At 59.8% G+C, this 15,342-nt stretch carries 14 protein-coding genes; 3 read left to right on the top strand and 11 right to left on the bottom strand.

The window, feature by feature from the left end:
- Positions 1-46 precede the first annotated feature (46 nt).
- The 3 genes from tsaB to ppc form a co-directional block, all read right to left on the bottom strand.
- A complete protein-coding gene (gene tsaB / locus LOY43_RS05495; protein WP_258709312.1) occupies positions 47-721 on the bottom strand; it encodes a tRNA (adenosine(37)-N6)-threonylcarbamoyltransferase complex dimerization subunit type 1 TsaB in 675 nt (224 codons plus the stop codon).
- A gap of 93 nt (positions 722-814) precedes the next feature.
- On the bottom strand, positions 815-1,465 hold the full coding sequence (gene adk / locus LOY43_RS05490; protein WP_095050379.1) for an adenylate kinase: 651 nt from the start codon (positions 1,463-1,465) through the stop codon (positions 815-817).
- 299 nt (positions 1,466-1,764) lie between these two features.
- On the bottom strand, positions 1,765-4,395 hold the full coding sequence (gene ppc / locus LOY43_RS05485; RefSeq protein WP_095050378.1) for a phosphoenolpyruvate carboxylase: 2,631 nt from the start codon (positions 4,393-4,395) through the stop codon (positions 1,765-1,767).
- A 213-nt stretch (positions 4,396-4,608) separates the two neighbouring features.
- On the opposite strand from ppc, the gene LOY43_RS05480 reads away from it, so the two are divergent.
- The 3 genes from LOY43_RS05480 to LOY43_RS05470 all read left to right on the top strand — a co-directional run bounded on the left by LOY43_RS05480 (position 4,609) and on the right by LOY43_RS05470 (position 6,578).
- A complete protein-coding gene (locus LOY43_RS05480; protein WP_095050377.1) occupies positions 4,609-4,953 on the top strand; it encodes a pilin assembly protein in 345 nt (114 codons plus the stop codon).
- 376 nt (positions 4,954-5,329) lie between these two features.
- Positions 5,330-5,734, top strand: a complete 405-nt coding sequence (locus LOY43_RS05475; protein ID WP_093436697.1) for a DUF4398 domain-containing protein — start codon at positions 5,330-5,332, stop codon at positions 5,732-5,734.
- Positions 5,735-5,789: 55 nt separating this feature from the next.
- Complete coding sequence (locus tag LOY43_RS05470; RefSeq protein ID WP_016983302.1) at positions 5,790-6,578, top strand: OmpA family protein; 789 nt, start codon at positions 5,790-5,792, stop codon at positions 6,576-6,578.
- 248 nt (positions 6,579-6,826) lie between these two features.
- Here LOY43_RS05470 and LOY43_RS05465 read toward each other — a convergent pair whose 3' ends face one another.
- The 8 genes from LOY43_RS05465 to LOY43_RS05430 form a co-directional block, all read right to left on the bottom strand.
- Positions 6,827-7,156 (bottom strand): hypothetical protein, encoded by a 330-nt coding sequence (locus LOY43_RS05465; protein WP_095050376.1) that lies wholly within the window; start codon positions 7,154-7,156, stop codon positions 6,827-6,829.
- Positions 7,153-8,058 carry an alpha/beta hydrolase gene (locus LOY43_RS05460; RefSeq protein ID WP_258709311.1) on the bottom strand — a complete coding sequence of 302 codons (906 nt, stop codon included), beginning with the start codon at positions 8,056-8,058 and terminating at the stop codon, positions 7,153-7,155. Before LOY43_RS05460 ends, LOY43_RS05465 begins: the two co-directional genes overlap by 4 nt.
- 147 nt (positions 8,059-8,205) lie before the next feature.
- Positions 8,206-9,456 carry a flavohemoglobin expression-modulating QEGLA motif protein gene (locus tag LOY43_RS05455; RefSeq protein WP_175559644.1) on the bottom strand — a complete coding sequence of 417 codons (1,251 nt, stop codon included), beginning with the start codon at positions 9,454-9,456 and terminating at the stop codon, positions 8,206-8,208.
- Positions 9,457-9,516: 60 nt separating this feature from the next.
- A complete protein-coding gene (locus LOY43_RS05450) occupies positions 9,517-10,071 on the bottom strand; it encodes a hypothetical protein (protein ID WP_258709310.1) in 555 nt (184 codons plus the stop codon).
- 157 nt (positions 10,072-10,228) lie between these two features.
- Positions 10,229-10,942 carry a TetR/AcrR family transcriptional regulator gene (locus LOY43_RS05445; protein ID WP_095050372.1) on the bottom strand — a complete coding sequence of 238 codons (714 nt, stop codon included), beginning with the start codon at positions 10,940-10,942 and terminating at the stop codon, positions 10,229-10,231.
- Between the two features lie 105 nt (positions 10,943-11,047).
- A complete protein-coding gene (lysS, locus tag LOY43_RS05440) occupies positions 11,048-12,550 on the bottom strand; it encodes a lysine--tRNA ligase (RefSeq protein ID WP_095126473.1) in 1,503 nt (500 codons plus the stop codon).
- 114 nt (positions 12,551-12,664) lie between these two features.
- Positions 12,665-13,760 (bottom strand): peptide chain release factor 2 gene (prfB, locus tag LOY43_RS05435; protein WP_102900567.1). Its coding sequence is split into 2 segments (ribosomal slippage): positions 12,665-13,687 and positions 13,689-13,760, totalling 1,095 coding nucleotides; the frame shifts between segments, so codons are not numbered across the junction.
- Between the two features lie 576 nt (positions 13,761-14,336).
- A complete protein-coding gene (locus LOY43_RS05430; protein ID WP_095050370.1) occupies positions 14,337-15,338 on the bottom strand; it encodes a PleD family two-component system response regulator in 1,002 nt (333 codons plus the stop codon).
- Positions 15,339-15,342: the final 4 nt, after the last annotated feature.

Raw genomic sequence — 15,342 nt, 5'->3', positions numbered from 1 at the left:
TGCGATCCTTGTAGGAGCTGCCGAAGGCTGCGATCTTTTTAAAGGCTCAACGAGCCTTGGGGGTGGCGACTTTGTCGCGCAGGTAAACCGGTTGCGCGTCATCCGCCGGAATCGATTCGCCGCGCTCCCAAGCGAAGCGCGCCAAGGTCAGCAAGTCTTCGGCGTGGGGCAGCATGCCGGCGTCGGAGCCTGTCAGATTGACCGCGATGCGCTCGGCATAACCCCAACCGGTGCCAGCACCGAACCAGTCGCCACTGGCATCGGCCGGCAGCGCAGCAACTTCTGGTGGCAACACCGCTTCGGAACCGACCAGACGCATCTCCCCCGCCGTCTCGCGGTAGCAGCCCCAATACACTTCATCCATCCGCGCATCGATGGCCGCCGCGACCTGGCTCACGCCATGCTCGCGCAGCGCACGCTGGGCCAATACTGCAAGGTTGGACACCGGCAGCACCGGGCGATCCAGCGCGAACGCCAGCCCCTGCACCACACCAATGGCGATCCGCACGCCAGTGAACGCGCCAGGCCCACGACCGAAAGCGATCGCATCGACCGCTTGCAACGTGGTGCCAGCGTCGGCCAGAAGTTGCTGGATCATCGGCAGCAGTTTCTGCGCGTGCAGGCGCGGGATCACCTCGTAATGGCTCGTGACCTTGCCGTCATGCAGCAAGGCAACGGAGCAAGCTTCAGTCGCGGTGTCCAGGGCCAGCAAGGTGCTCATCGATGTTTCCAAAACAGGTGTGGGAAAAAGGGCGTCAGTATAAACAACTACGGCCCGCAAGCGGGCCGTGGATGATGCAGCCGATCAGACTTTTCAGCTCAGCGCGGCCAGCACCTTGGCGGTGATCGCATCAACCGAACCAACGCCCGGAATGTGGCTGTACTTGGGCTTGCCAGCGTTTTTGGCGGACAGGCTCTGATAGAACTCCACCAAAGGCTTGGTCTGCGAGTGGTAGACCGACAGGCGATGACGCACGGTTTCTTCGGTGTCGTCCTTGCGCTGTACCAGCTCTTCGCCGGTGATGTCATCTTTGCCCGCGATTTTTGGCGGGTTGTAGACGATGTGGTAAACGCGGCCGCTGGCTTCGTGAACACGACGGCCGGCGATGCGTTGAACGATTTCTTCGTCTTCAACAGCGATTTCAACCACTGCATCCAGCTCAACGCCGGCAGAAACCAGAGCTTCAGCCTGCGGAATGGTGCGCGGGAAGCCGTCGAACAGGAAACCGTTGGCGCAGTCTGGCTGAGCGATGCGGTCCTGAACCAGTGCGATGATCAGGTCATCCGACACCAGGCCGCCGGCATCCATAATGCTCTTGGCTTGAACGCCCAGTGGAGTACCGGCCTTGACCGCTGCACGCAGCATGTCGCCGGTGGAAATTTGTGGAATGCCGAATTTTTCGGTGATGAACTTAGCCTGAGTACCTTTACCGGCCCCGGGAGCTCCCAGCAGAATGACGCGCATTAGATGTGCTCCTCAATTTTTTTATAAAAAGCTTTTACAAAACAAAGGATTCGCCTCTTGGGACGAATCCTGAAAATACGGGTCGTGGCCGCATAAACGGCCAAAGGCTGATCAAGATACACAGCAGGCTGCGCCCACACAAGACGCCAAAAGTCGGAGAAACCGACGTCCCCCGCGACCTCGCGACGCGGTAACCCAAGTCGCAACCCCATCATTAACTGTCGCCTGACGGCACTTTCGCCGGTCAGGCAACGCGACAGCCAAGTCTTCGTCCGGCTACCGCGCACCCGACAAAAACCTTAGCCGGTATTTCGCAAACCGGCGGCAATGCCCGCCACAGACACCAGCAACGCCTGTTCCACCGGGCTGCCCTGCTCGACATCCTGCTGCCGCGAACGGGCCAGCAGTTCGGCCTGCAATAGATGCAGCGGGTCGAGGTAGGTGTTGCGCAGACGGATAAATTCAAGGGTGTCAGGGCTATGTGCCAGCAGCTGCGACTGGCCAGTCAGGCCGAGCACCACCGCGCACGCCTGCGACAATAGGTCGCGTAACTGCGCGCCCAACGGCAGCAGATCAGGCTCGACCAGACGCTGATCGTAGGACAGCGCAATATCCGCATCAGCCTTGGCCAGGACCATTTCCAGCATGTCGATACGCGTACGGAAGAACGGCCATTGTTCGCGCATCTGCCCGAGCAACTCGCCCTCACCGCGCTCCAGCGCCTTGCTCAGCGCCGACTCCCACCCCAGCCACGCCGGCAGCATCAGCCGCGTTTGCGTCCAGCCGAAGATCCACGGAATCGCCCGCAGACTTTCGATCCCGCCGGCGCGGCGTTTGGCCGGACGACTGCCCAGTGGCAAGCGACCCAACTCCTGCTCTGGCGTGGACTGACGGAAGTACTCGACGAATTGCGGATTTTCCCGCACGACCTGGCGATAAGCGCTGACGCCATCGGCGGCCAATTCGTCCATCAAGTGACGCCACTCTGGTGTCGGCGGCGGCGGAGGCAGCAGCGTTGCTTCAAGCACCGCCGCTAGATACAGATTGAGGTTTTGCTCGGCGATGTCCGGCAGGCCGAATTTGAATCGAATCATTTCCCCCTGCTCGGTGGTGCGGAATCGCCCCGCCACCGAACCTGGCGGTTGCGACAGAATCGCCGCATGCGCCGGGCCACCGCCCCGGCCCACGGTGCCGCCGCGACCGTGGAACAGCAGCAGTTCGACTTGTTGCTCGCGGCAGATTTCCACCAAGCGTTCCTGCGCGCGATATTGCGCCCAGGCCGCTGCCGTGGTGCCAGCATCCTTGGCCGAGTCGGAATAACCGATCATCACTTCCTGCGGGCCTTGCAGCCGTGCACGGTAACCCGGCAGCAGCAACAGCCGCTCCATCACCGGCCCGGCGTTGTCGAGGTCAGCGAGGGTTTCGAACAGCGGCACCACGCGCATTGGCCGCAGCACGCCAGACTCTTTGAGCAGCAGTTGCACGGCGAGCACATCAGAAGCAGCGCCGGCCATGGAGATCACGTAGGAACCGAGCGAGGCGCCCGGTGCGGCAGCGATTTCCTTGCAGGTGTTGAGCACTTCGGCGGTGTCAGCGGACGGTTTGAAATGCGCTGGCAGCAGTGGCCGACGATTGCTCAGTTCGCGGGTCAGGAAGCTGATGCGCTGCTCTTCGTCCCAATCTTCGTAGCGACCGAGGCCGAGGTAATCGGTGATTTCAGTCATCGCCGAGCTGTGGCGCGACGAGTCCTGGCGCACATCCAGACGCACAAGGAACAAGCCGAAGGTCACCGCCCGACGCAGGCAGTCGAGCAACGGACCATCAGCGATCACGCCCATGCCGCACTCGTGCAGCGAGTTGAAGCACAGCTCCAGCGGATCGAGCAGATCGCGGTTGTTGTGCAGCACGTCTGCCGGCGCTGGCGTCGGTGCAGTCAGCGCAGCGTGTGCCCAATTGCGCGTGGCGCGCAGGCGTTCGCGCAGTTGTTTGAGCACCGCACGATACGGTTCGGCGCTGTCGCCGGCCTTGGCTTTGAGGGCGTCGCTGGCTTGTTGCATCGACAGTTCGGCTGCCAAATGATCGACATCACGCAGGTACAAATCGGCGGCCATCCAGCGCGCCAACAGCAACACTTCGCGAGTCACCGCAGCGGTAACGTTGGGGTTACCATCACGGTCGCCGCCCATCCATGACGCGAAGCGAATCGGCGCGGCTTCCAATGGCAGACGCAGGCCGGTCGCTTCATACAACGCCTTGTCGGCCTTGCGCATATGGTTGGGAATCGCCTGCCACAGCGAATGCTCGATCACCGCGAAACCCCATTTGGCTTCATCGACTGGCGTGGGGCGCGTGCGGCGGATTTCTTCGGTGTGCCAGGCTTCGGCAATGAGCCGCTGCAGGGTGTTTTGAATCTGTTCGCGTTCGGCTGTGGTCAGGTCGCGATGGTCCTGCGCGGCGAGTTGCGCGGCGATCGCGTCGTATTTCTGGATCAGCGTGCGCCGCGCCACTTCCGTGGGGTGCGCGGTCAACACCAGTTCGATTTCCAGCCGCGCCAGTTGCCGCGCCAGCGATTCGGCACTGTGGCCTTCGTTGCGCAAACGCGCGAGCAATTCCGGCAGCACGCGGGATTCGAACGGCGCCGGCTGCGACTCCTCGCGACGATGAATCAACTGATACTGCTCGGCGATGTTCGCCAGGTTGAGAAACTGGTTGAACGCGCGCGCCACGGGGAGCAATTCGTCTTCGCTCAATTGATTGAGGCTGGCGCTCAGTTCGGCGTCCATCGAACCACGCCGATCGGCCTTGGCGCCCTTGCGGATCTGCTCGATCTTGTCGAGGAAAGCCTCGCCGTACTGATCTCGAATGGTGTTGCCCAGCAGCTCTCCGAGCAGGTGAACGTCTTCGCGCAAGCGTGCATCAATATCGGTCATCAGCAATTCCCCAGCAGTAATCCGGACGGCTTAGAAACGAGTGCATGACCTAGAGAGTGCCGCTCTACGACGCTTCTTACAAGCAGCCGACGAAGGGACGTTAAACCTTGTGGGCGAAAGCTAGTCTCAACAGTAAGCCGCACAACGGCTTGCCGCCGGCCCCGGCGGACACTCACCCAGACCTGCCATGAGCAGGTGCGAAATGAGGTCATCATGAAAATTCGTGAACTCGCCCAGCATTGGGAAGAAAACGCCAAAGGTCGCCTGACCGACACTGGCTACGCGATTCATCTGGACGTTGAAGCTGCTGCGCGTCTGGGAGCGATTACCGAGATGTACCCCAAACGTCATGTCGAAGAGTTGCTTGGCGAACTGATCGGCGCGGCGCTTGAAGAGTTTGAAGCGAGCCTGCCGTATGTGAAGGGTTCGACGGTAGTGGCGACCGATGAGGAAGGTGATCCGTTGTATGAAGACGTCGGGCCTACGCCGCGTTTTCTGGCCCTTTCGCGCCGGCATTTGCATGACCTCTCGGCCGCAGCAGGCAAGCAAAAACACTGACACCACACAGATCAAACTGTAGGAGTGAGCCTGCTCGCGATGGCGGATTTTCAGTCGACATTTTTGTTGTCTGATACACCGCTATCGCGAGCAGGCTCACTCCTACAAAGATCGTATTCCAGTTCAAAATCAGTGTGTTTTCGGGATCCGAAAACACCGCGCGTACCACTCTCCCCCGTCAAAGTTCCCGGCCCAGAGCCTTGTCCATTCAGTCAAAAATTATTTTGGCGATAGGCCATCTTTTCTGAACTTTTGAAAAACGCCTCCGGTCGGAACCTGTAACCACGCCTGGAACGAGCGTTTCAAAAACGCGCTTTCACACGTCGCTTGCGGCTCCTCGACCAGGATGGATTCAGTTGTTTTCAGGAGATGCCTAATGGAGTTGAAGACCATGAAAAACCAAACCTCGTTTACCCACCTGCGCGGTCTGAAACTGGCGGCTCTGGCCATCGGCACCAGCTTCGTACTGGCCGGTTGCGCCGGTAACCCACCAACCGAACAGTACGCCGTGACCCAGTCGGCTGTGAACAGCGCCGTCAGCGCTGGCGGTACCGAGTTCGCTGCCGTTGAGATGAAGCAAGCGCAGGACAAACTGAAACAAGCCGAAATCGCCATGCACGACAAGAAGTATGACGAAGCTCGCATCCTGTCCGAGCAAGCCGAGTGGGACGCTCGCGTCGCCGAACGCAAGGCTCAGGCCGCTAAAGCCGAACAGGCTGTGAAGGATTCCCAGAAAGGTGTTCAGGAACTGCGTCAGGAAAGTCAGCGCACCGTGCAGTAAGCGCGCATCCCGACCGCAAAGCTGAATCTCTTACCGATAGAAAGGACGACAAATTATGCGTAAGCAACTGATGATCCCCGCTCTCCTCGCCGCAAGTGTTGCTCTGGCTGCCTGCTCCACCCCGCCTAACCCGAACCTGGAACAGGCACGCACCAACTACGCCGGCCTGCAAGCCAACCCACAGGCGAGCAAAGTCGCGGCGCTGGAAACCAAAGACGCCAGTGACTACCTGGACAAAGCCGACAAGGCTTATCTGGACAAGCAAGACGCCGCCAAGGTCGACCAACTGGCCTACCTGACCAACCAGCGTGTGGAAGTGGCCAAGCAGACCATCGCCCTGCGCACTGCGGAAAACAATCTGAAGAATGCCGCCGCCCAACGTGCCCAGGCGCGTCTGGATGCCCGTGATCAACAGATCAAACAGCTGCAGGACAGCCTGAATGCCAAGCAGACCGATCGCGGTACGCTGGTGACTTTCGGTGACGTGCTGTTCGCCACCGACCGTGCCGACCTGAAGTCCAGCGGTCTGGTCAACATCAACAAACTGGCGCAGTTCCTTCAGGAAAACCCGGATCGCAAAGTGATCGTCGAGGGTTACACCGACAGCACCGGGACCGCGAGCCACAACCAGTCGCTGTCCGAGCGTCGCGCCAACTCCGTGCGCACCGCACTGGTGAAAATGGGCGTTGATCCAGCGCGCATCGTCACCCAAGGCTACGGCAAGGAATACCCGGTTGCCGAGAACGGCAGCGCTTCCGGCCGTGCGATGAACCGTCGCGTGGAAGTAACCATTTCCAACGACAACCAGCCAGTGATGCCACGTTCGGCTGTTAGCTCGAACTAAGCGTCACGCGGTAATGCAAAAGCCCCGCCTGAGTGATCAGGCGGGGCTTTTTTTGTGGGGACTGAAATCGCAGCCCCTCACCCCAGCCCTCTCCCGAGGGAGAGGGAGCCGATTCGCGGTGCGTTCAGAATTTGGTTCGACACGATGGATCAGGTCGGCGTAACTCGAATGACACCTCGGTCAGTCCCCTCTCCCTCTGGGCGGTCCGACGTTTCGGGAGGGTTAGGGTGAGGGCTGGTCCTGCAGAATCACTGCTCAAGCTTCTGCGGGGTTTCTTCGCCCATGCAGCGCACGGCTTTTTTCTGTGCGTTGATCAGCACACCGGTCAGACCTTTCTGCTCGGTATCGAACAACACCAGCACCCCATCAATGCACTGCGCCACCTGCGCCGCCGGGTCCAGCGAGACTTTGTAGTCTTCACCCGGAACAGTCTTGAGCATGGTGAATTCGTTGAGCAGCAACGCATCCTCGGGTTTGGCGAAGTGCAGGTAGCCGTAGTACCACAGCGCCCCGACGGTGCCGAGGATGCTGCAGATACCGGTGATGATCAACGGGATGGCGTTACGTTCTTCACTCATTGCGGACTCTCATCTTCAGAATTCGGGGGTTGCGGATAATTGGGGATTTCGCCGAGGCGGCGCAGGCCGTTGAAGTGCTCGGGGTCGTCGAGATAGCGCAGCATGACTTGGCGCCAGACCGGGTCGCCGAATGTCTGCACATGACCGCCACGGGTCAGTTGCAGCACGCGCGGTGGCGGCGCAGCTTGATACAGACGGATGCCGTTGGACAGCGGCACCAGTGGATCGTCGATGCTGTGGAAGATCAGTTTCGGCACACCGTTGAGTTGCGGCATCGAGTTGATCGCGCTGTCGCTGTCCGGCACCAGCCAGGACAATGGCACCTGGAACGGCCAGGTCAGCCACGAGGTGCTCAGCGCATACTGGCCGACGCTGCGGTAACTGGCGGGCACGCCGTCGAGCACCAAGGCCTTGAGCTGTTTTTGCCGCTCGGGATGCTGCACCAGCCAATGCACCGCCATCGAACCGCCGAGGCTTTGGCCGAGCAGGATCAGCGGTTTGCCTTTGACTTCCGGCGCCTTGTCGAGCCAGGCGAATGCGGCGTCGATGTCCTGATAGATCGCCGGCAGGCTCGGTTTGCCCTCGGACAAGCCATAACCACGATAGTCGAGCAGCAGCACTTGATAGCCGTTTTTCGGCAGCCACCAACTGCCGCCCAGGTGCATCGGCAGATTGCCGCCATTGCCGTGCAAGTGCAGCACGGTGCCTTTGACCTCTACGCCGGGTTTGGCCGGCAGCCACCAGGCGTTGAGCTTCAAGCCATCCGCCGTGACCAGCGTGACGGTGCGGTATTCGAGCTTGGCTTTTTCCGGGGTGAAGATCTGGCCCGGCTCAGGGTAGAACAACAGCGAACTACAACCGCCGAGGGTCAGGAGCAGGCAAATGATGCCGAGGATTCTCATCCGGTGAAACCTCGCAAAAATTCAGGTTCAGATCGTTCCCACGCTCTGCGTGGGAATGCATCCCGTGACGCTCTGCGTCACAGTGGACGCGGAGCGTCCATGGCGGCATTCCCACGCGGAGCGTGGGAACGATCGGTCTGTAGTGGGCTAGAGGATATTGGAGTAATCCGCTTCGATCCGGTCCAGGCTCAAATGGTTGAGGAAGTTGGAGAAGCACATCCACGCCGACAACGCATTCAAATCGCGGAACTGGTCCGGCAGATACTTCGGCGGCACCACCAATCCTTCATCCACCAACTGGCGCAAGGTACGCATGTCTTCCAGCGTGGTCTTGCCGCAGAACAACAACGGAATCTGCTCAAGCTTGCCCTTACGCACGGCCAACTGAATGTAGTTGTAAACCATGATAAAGCCCTTGAGGTAGGACAAGTCTTTGGTGAATGGCAGCCCCGTCGGCGTCGATCCACGGAAAACCCGACTGGCGTTGCCGTAACTTTCCGCCATCTCGAAGCCCTGCTCACGGAAGAATTCGAAAACCTGCAGGAAGTCCGCGCCCTCCTCGACCATGTGAATGGCGCGGGTGCGGTTGGTCAGTTTGCGCAGGCGGCTCGGGTAGGAGGCGAAGGTGATGATTTCCATCAGGATCGCCAGGCCTTCCTGGGTCACCGTCGACGACGGTGGGCCTTTGGACAGGAAGGTGCAGATCGGCTGGTTCAAACCGTTGAGCGTGGTGCCCACGTGGACCAGGCCTTCGTGGACTTCCAGCGCGCGCACGTCACGGTCGTTGAACATCGCGTCGGTGCGGATCTTGATGTAGTCCGCACCGGCCGCCGCGTCAGCAACAATACCGTCGGACTCGAACACGCGGATGGTTTCTTCGGCCTCGCCGAACACCTTGTTCAAACGGGTCTGCAGCAAGTGCACAGCGTCTTTGGCGGTGAGGATTTTCGGTTCATCCTTCAAATCGCCGCGGCCATCGATGTTATTCAGGTAGTCGGACATCATCAGGCCGAGGTCGGCCAGGGTCGGGTCACCGGCGTGGAACGCATCGGACGCGGCGCCATACAACTCTTGGGAGATCAGACCGAAATCTTCGGTGCCGCGCGCTTCGAGCATGCGCACCACCATGCGGTATTCCTTGCACATGCGCCGCATGATCTGCCCGACCGGGTTGAACTGGCCAAGCTGGCGGGTGATGTCGCGCTCGATGTTCTGGAATTCCAGTTTGACTTTGCTCGAATCAAAACTCAGCGGCCGATTGAGGTAATAGTCGCGATCCACCGCCGGCATTTCCTTGCCTTTGGCCTTGAGGAACCCTTTGCGAATGTTCTCGTCCCACTTGACCGCGTCGAGCACACGGATCGGCGTCTGCGCCAGCACAATGCGATCGGACAACATGCGTATCGTCTGCTGGTAATCGTCCACCCGAAACTCCTGTAGAAAACCTGACGTAATGAATTATTGGGCGCGGGCCTGGCGCTGGTAGCGCACGGCTTCAACGAAGACGTCGGAATTGGCCGGATCGTCGAGGTAAGCAAAGACCTTGTCGAGATTACTGTCGACTTGCACGCCGTCGCCATCGTCGGTCTGGAAGGCCTGACCGTCGAGGGCTTTTTGTTTGATCGCCTGGTTGATCTGCTCAAGATCGAGGTTGTAGACCACCAGTTCGTGTTTGTCGGTGAGTTCGAAGCCGGCGATGGTGAAGTGGCCACCGTACTGCGCCGGGACTTTCGCCGACAGATACCAGCGGTTGCCATGGCGCGACACGGTGAAGGGATAGGCTTCGCGTTCGCGGGGTTTGGCCTTGAAGTAAGTGACAGCCTGATAGCGGTCGTTGCCCAGGCGCGTCAACTCAAGGTTCATCGGCTCGCCCCAGGCGTTGGTGCTCGACCATTTGCCGAGCAGGCCCTTGGGCGCCGGGGCACTGGCGGTCAGCGGCTCCTTGAAAGTCACCAGACAGCCACTGAGCAGCAGGAACGACAAGGCGATCAGCACGCCACGCCAGGCTTTCATTCAATACTCCCTATGAACATTGGCCGCCCTCATGGTGATCGATCGTTCCCACGCTCTGCGTGGGAATGTATCCACTGACGCTCTGCGTCATGTCGACGAAGGGACGCGGAGCGTCCCCGGCGGCATTCCCACGCAGAGCATGGGAACGATCTTGTGGTCAGACCGACGCAAGCACCAGGTGCATATAGCGCGTCAGAATGCCGAGCATGTCCTCTTCGGCCAAAGGCTCGGCGTCGTTGAGCAGGCCCTGATATTCCATCCGACCGATAATCGCCGTCAACACCTTGGCATCCTGTTGCGGTTCACGCGAGCCCAATACCTGGAACAACTGGCAGGTGCCCTGCAACAGAATCTGCTGATGCGAGCGCACCAGAATCGCCAGACGCGGGTTGAGCAGCGCTTCCTGACGGAACGCCTGCTCGGCCATCAAATGCTCACGACGGTTAACCAACTGACGATGCACGTAATCGGCCATCAACCGTGCAATGTCATCGGCTAGTTGCGAGCGCGATTCGGGGCTGCCGTCACCGCTGACAACCATGTCACGCAGCAGACCTTCATTGTTGACCCATAGCTTGGCCATGTACGCCGCGCTGCGTTCAACGTATTGAGCGAAGGTATCGGTGAGCAGGTCATCGATATCCTTGAAGTAATAGGTGGTCGCCGACAGCGGCACTCCAGCCTCGGCCGCCACCGCACGATGGCGCACGGCACGCACACCGTCACGCACGACAATGCGCATCGCCGCGTCGAGAATGTCCTGTCGACGCTGCTCACTGCCCTGTCGGCTGGCCTTGCGACCCTGGTACTGAACGCTTTCAGCGACCGCAGTGGCGATACCCGCTGCACCTTCTTGAGCTATTGCACCCATCACGACAGAACTTCCTCTGCTATTGCAAAATTAACCAATTGATACATTTGTACCAGACAGGCAATAAAAAGCCGCCTGTTTTAGGCGGCTTTTTAACTGAAACGTTTACGCTTGCGGTCGCATGTGCGGGAACAGGATCACATCGCGAATCGACGGCGAATTGGTCAGCAACATCACCAGACGGTCGATGCCGATACCTTCACCGGCCGTTGGCGGCATGCCGTACTCCAGCGCGCGAACGAAGTCGGCGTCGTAGTGCATGGCTTCGTCGTCGCCGGCGTCCTTGTCGGCCACCTGCGCCATGAAGCGCTCGGCCTGGTCTTCCGCGTCGTTCAACTCGGAGTAGGCGTTGGCGATTTCACGGCCGCCAATGAACAGCTCGAAGCGGTCGGTGACGTTCGGGTTGTCATCGTTGCGACGGGCCAGCGGCGACACTTCAAACGGGTACTGGGTGATGAAGTGCGGCTGTTCCAGTTTATGCTCGACCAGTTCTTCGAAAATCATCACTTGCAGCTTGCCCAGACCTTCGAAGCCCAGCACCTTGGCGCCGGCCTTCTTGGCGATGGCGCGGGCCTTGTCGATGTCGTTCAGATCATCGGCGGTCAGCTCAGGGTTGTACTTGAGGATCGAGTCGAACACCGACAGACGTACGAACGGCTCGCCGAAGTGGAACACCTTGTCGCCGTACGGCACGTCGGTGCTACCCAGTACCAACTGCGCCAGTTCGCGGAACAGTTCTTCGGTCAGGTCCATGTTGTCTTCGTAGTCGGCGTACGCCTGGTAGAACTCCAACATGGTGAATTCCGGGTTGTGACGAGTCGAAACGCCTTCGTTACGGAAGTTGCGGTTGATCTCGAACACTTTCTCGAAACCACCGACCACCAGACGCTTCAGGTACAGCTCCGGGGCGATACGCAGGAACATTTCCATGTCCAGCGCGTTGTGGTGGGTTTCGAACGGCTTGGCCGCAGCGCCGCCCGGAATGGTCTGCAGCATCGGCGTTTCGACTTCGAGGAAGTCGCGCTTCATCAGGAAGCTACGGATGTGCGCGATCACTTGCGAACGTACGCGGAAGGTCTGACGCACTTCGTCGTTGACGATCAGGTCAACGTAGCGCTGGCGGTAGCGCTGTTCGGTGTCGGTCAGGCCGTGGTGCTTGTCCGGCAGAGGACGCAGCGATTTGGTCAGTAGACGCACGCTGGTCATTTCAACGTACAGGTCACCCTTGCCGGAACGCGCCAGGGTGCCTTCGGCGGCAATGATGTCGCCCATGTCCCAGGTTTTCACCGCGGCCAGGGTGTCTTCCGACAGGGTTTTACGGTTGACGTAGACCTGAATGCGACCGGTCATGTCCTGGATCACCATGAACGAGCCACGGTTGAGCATGATGCGACCGGCAACCTTGACCGGGATTGCAGCCTCTGCGAGCTCTTCCTTGGTCTTGTCCGCGTACTGTTTCTGCAGTGCGTCGCAGTAGTTTTCGCGGCGGAAGTCGTTCGGGAAGGCGTTGCCCTTGGCGCGCTCGGCAGCCAGCTTTTCCTTGCGCAGGGCGATCAGGGAGTTTTCTTCCTGTTGCAGGGCTTGCGGGTCGAGTTGTTGGTCGCTCATGTCTTTAGATATTCCATCAGGTTCGTTGCCCCCGGGCCTTGCGGCCCGGGGATCGCCAGCAGGGCTGGCTCCTACAGGGATCGGACTGAATCAGCCGATGCTGTATTGCGTCTTTTACAGGCCCGATTTCAGGCTGGCATACAGATATTCGTCGATATCGCCGTCGAGTACCTTGTCGCAGTCGCTGCGTTCGATGTTGGTGCGCAGATCCTTGATCCGCGACGCATCGAGCACGTACGAGCGAATCTGGTGACCCCAGCCGATGTCCGACTTGGTGTCTTCCAGCGCTTGCGACGCGGCGTTGCGTTTCTGCATTTCCTGCTCGTACAACTTGGCCCGCAGCATTTTCATGGCGGTGTCCTTGTTGGCGTGCTGGGAACGTTCGTTCTGGCAGCTGACCACGGTGTTGGTCGGTACGTGAGTGATACGTACGGCCGAGTCGGTGGTGTTTACGTGCTGACCACCGGCACCGGAAGAACGATAGGTGTCGATCCGCAGGTCTGCCGGGTTGATTTCGATTTCCACCTTGTCATCGATCTCTGGTGAGACGAAAACCGCGGAAAACGAGGTGTGGCGACGGTTGCCGGAGTCGAACGGGCTCTTGCGCACCAGACGGTGTACGCCGATCTCGGTACGCAGCCAGCCAAAGGCGTATTCGCCCTTGATGTGCACGGTCGCGCCTTTGATACCGGCGACTTCACCGGCCGACAGTTCCATGATGGTCGCGTCGAAACCGCGTTTATCCGCCCAGCGCAGGTACATGCGCAGCAGGATGTTGGCCCAGTCCTGGGCTTCGGTGCCGCCGGAACCGGCCTGGATGTCCAGGTAGGCGTTGTTCGGGTCCATTTCATGGCTGAACATGCGGCGGAATTCCAGCTTGGCCAGATTTTCCTCGAGACGGGCCAGCTCGGCGACGACATCGCCCACTGCGCCTTCGTCGTTTTCTTCGACGGCCATGTCCAGCAGGTCACGGCAATCGGCCAGACCGCCGTTCAGTTCATCGAGGGTATCGACGATCTGCGCCAGCGCAGCGCGCTCGCGGCCCAGTTCCTGGGCGTATTCAGGTTTGTTCCAGACGCTCGGATCTTCAAGCTCGCGATTGACTTCGGTCAGACGCTCATGCTTTTGATCGTAGTCAAAGATACCCCCGAATAGTTTCGGAGCGCTCGGACAGGTCCTTGATGGTGTTCAGGATCGGGTTGATTTCCATGACGGGCAGCACTCGTTGGCGAACTTTTGAAAGCCGGCGAGTATAACGTAATCAGGCTGTGACGGCAGCCCGTCTGGCGGGTGTGGGGATCATTAAAGCCTTTGCCCTCACCCTAACCCTCTCCCAGAGGTAGAGGGGACTGATTGGGGGATATTCGGGAGGTACGCCGACGTGAAAGGGCTTTGCCGAATCCATGATCGCCAAGGATTTCAAGCGGAAATTGGCGCATGGGCCTGCCCCTCACCCTAGCCCTCTCCCGGAGGGAGAGGGGACTGATTGGGGGATATTCGGGAGGTACGCCGACGTGAAAGGGCTTTGCCGAATCCATGATCGCCAAGGATTTCAGGCGGAAATTGGCGCATGGGCCTGCCCCTCACCCTAGCCCTCTCCCGGAGGGAGAGGGGACTGATTGGGGGTGTTCGGGAGATACGCCGACGTGAAAGGGCTTAGCTGAATCCGGAACTGCCAAGCTTGAAGATCCATAATCGATTCGTTCGATCAGGTCGATGTACAGCGCCAGACACCTCCGTCGGCCCCCTCTCCCTCGGGGAGAGGGCTGGGGTGAGGGGAAAGCCGTTACTCGATCCCAACCTGATTACGCCCACTGTTCTTCGCCAGATACAACCCACGATCCGCCGCCGAAATCAGCAACCGACAATCACTACCCGCCTGCGGCACCATGGTCGCCAGGCCAATACTGATGGTCAGGCTCGCCCCTTCCGCCGGGGTGTTGTGCGGGATTTTCAAGGATGCCACGGTCTGGCGCAGTTTCTCCGCGACCAGCCGCGCGCCGCCCGGCGAGGTGTTCGGCAGCACCAGCACAAACTCCTCACCGCCATAACGCGCCGGCAAATCCGACGGTCGTGCGCTGGCCTCGCGGATCGCCGTAGCGACCTTGCGTAACGCTTCGTCGCCTTCAACGTGACCAAAGCTGTCGTTGTAGGACTTGAAGTAATCGACGTCGATCATCAACAGCGACAATTGAGTCTGATCCCGCAGCGAGCGGCGCCACTCCAGTTCCAGGTACTCGTCGAAGTGGCGGCGGTTGGACAGCCCGGTCAGGCCGTCGGAGTTCATCAGCCGTTGCAGCACCAGATTGGTGTCGAGCAATTGCTGCTGGCTGACCCGCAGCGCGCGGTACGCGGCATCCCGCTGCAGCAAGGTCATGTACGAGCGCGAGTGATAGCGGATGCGCGCCACCAGTTCGATGGTATCCGGCAGTTTCACCAGATAATCGTTGGCCCCGGCCGAAAACGCCGCGCTCTTGATCAGCGGGTCTTCCTTGGTCGACAGAACGATGATCGGGATGTCTTTGGTCGCCGGGTGATTGCGGTATTCGCGCACCAGGCTCAGGCCATCGAGGCCGGGCATCACCAGGTCCTGGAGAATCACCGTCGGTTTGATCCGCACCGCCTGGGCAATGGCCTGCTGCGGGTCGGAGCAGAAGTGGAAGTCGATGTTTTCTTGATTCGACAGCCCACGGCGCACCGCTTCGCCGATCATCGCTTGATCGTCCACCAACAACACCATGGCGGCGTTTTCGTCGGTTTTAATGTCGTCGATCTGTAAGTCATTCATGGGC

Origin of the sequence: Pseudomonas sp. B21-041, assembly GCF_024748675.1 — a bacterium.
Classification (GTDB): Bacteria; Pseudomonadota; Gammaproteobacteria; order Pseudomonadales; family Pseudomonadaceae; genus Aquipseudomonas; species Aquipseudomonas neuropathica.
This window is presented reverse-complemented; position numbering and strand designations above follow the sequence as displayed.

Excerpts from the sequence above, each read along its gene's own strand:
- tsaB (WP_258709312.1), bottom strand. The coding sequence starts at position 721 with ATGAGCACCTTGCTGGCCCTGGACACCGCGACTGAAGCTTGCTCCGTT.
- adk (WP_095050379.1), bottom strand. The coding sequence starts at position 1,465 with ATGCGCGTCATTCTGCTGGGAGCTCCCGGGGCCGGTAAAGGTACTCAG.
- ppc (WP_095050378.1), bottom strand. The coding sequence starts at position 4,395 with ATGACCGATATTGATGCACGCTTGCGCGAAGACGTTCACCTGCTCGGA.
- LOY43_RS05480 (WP_095050377.1), top strand. The coding sequence starts at position 4,609 with ATGAAAATTCGTGAACTCGCCCAGCATTGGGAAGAAAACGCCAAAGGT.
- LOY43_RS05475 (WP_093436697.1), top strand. The coding sequence starts at position 5,330 with ATGGAGTTGAAGACCATGAAAAACCAAACCTCGTTTACCCACCTGCGC.
- LOY43_RS05470 (WP_016983302.1), top strand. The coding sequence starts at position 5,790 with ATGCGTAAGCAACTGATGATCCCCGCTCTCCTCGCCGCAAGTGTTGCT.
- LOY43_RS05465 (WP_095050376.1), bottom strand. The coding sequence starts at position 7,156 with ATGAGTGAAGAACGTAACGCCATCCCGTTGATCATCACCGGTATCTGC.
- LOY43_RS05460 (WP_258709311.1), bottom strand. The coding sequence starts at position 8,058 with ATGAGAATCCTCGGCATCATTTGCCTGCTCCTGACCCTCGGCGGTTGT.
- LOY43_RS05455 (WP_175559644.1), bottom strand. The coding sequence starts at position 9,456 with ATGTTGTCCGATCGCATTGTGCTGGCGCAGACGCCGATCCGTGTGCTC.
- LOY43_RS05450 (WP_258709310.1), bottom strand. The coding sequence starts at position 10,071 with ATGAAAGCCTGGCGTGGCGTGCTGATCGCCTTGTCGTTCCTGCTGCTC.
- LOY43_RS05445 (WP_095050372.1), bottom strand. The coding sequence starts at position 10,942 with ATGGGTGCAATAGCTCAAGAAGGTGCAGCGGGTATCGCCACTGCGGTC.
- lysS (WP_095126473.1), bottom strand. The coding sequence starts at position 12,550 with ATGAGCGACCAACAACTCGACCCGCAAGCCCTGCAACAGGAAGAAAAC.
- LOY43_RS05430 (WP_095050370.1), bottom strand. The coding sequence starts at position 15,338 with ATGAATGACTTACAGATCGACGACATTAAAACCGACGAAAACGCCGCC.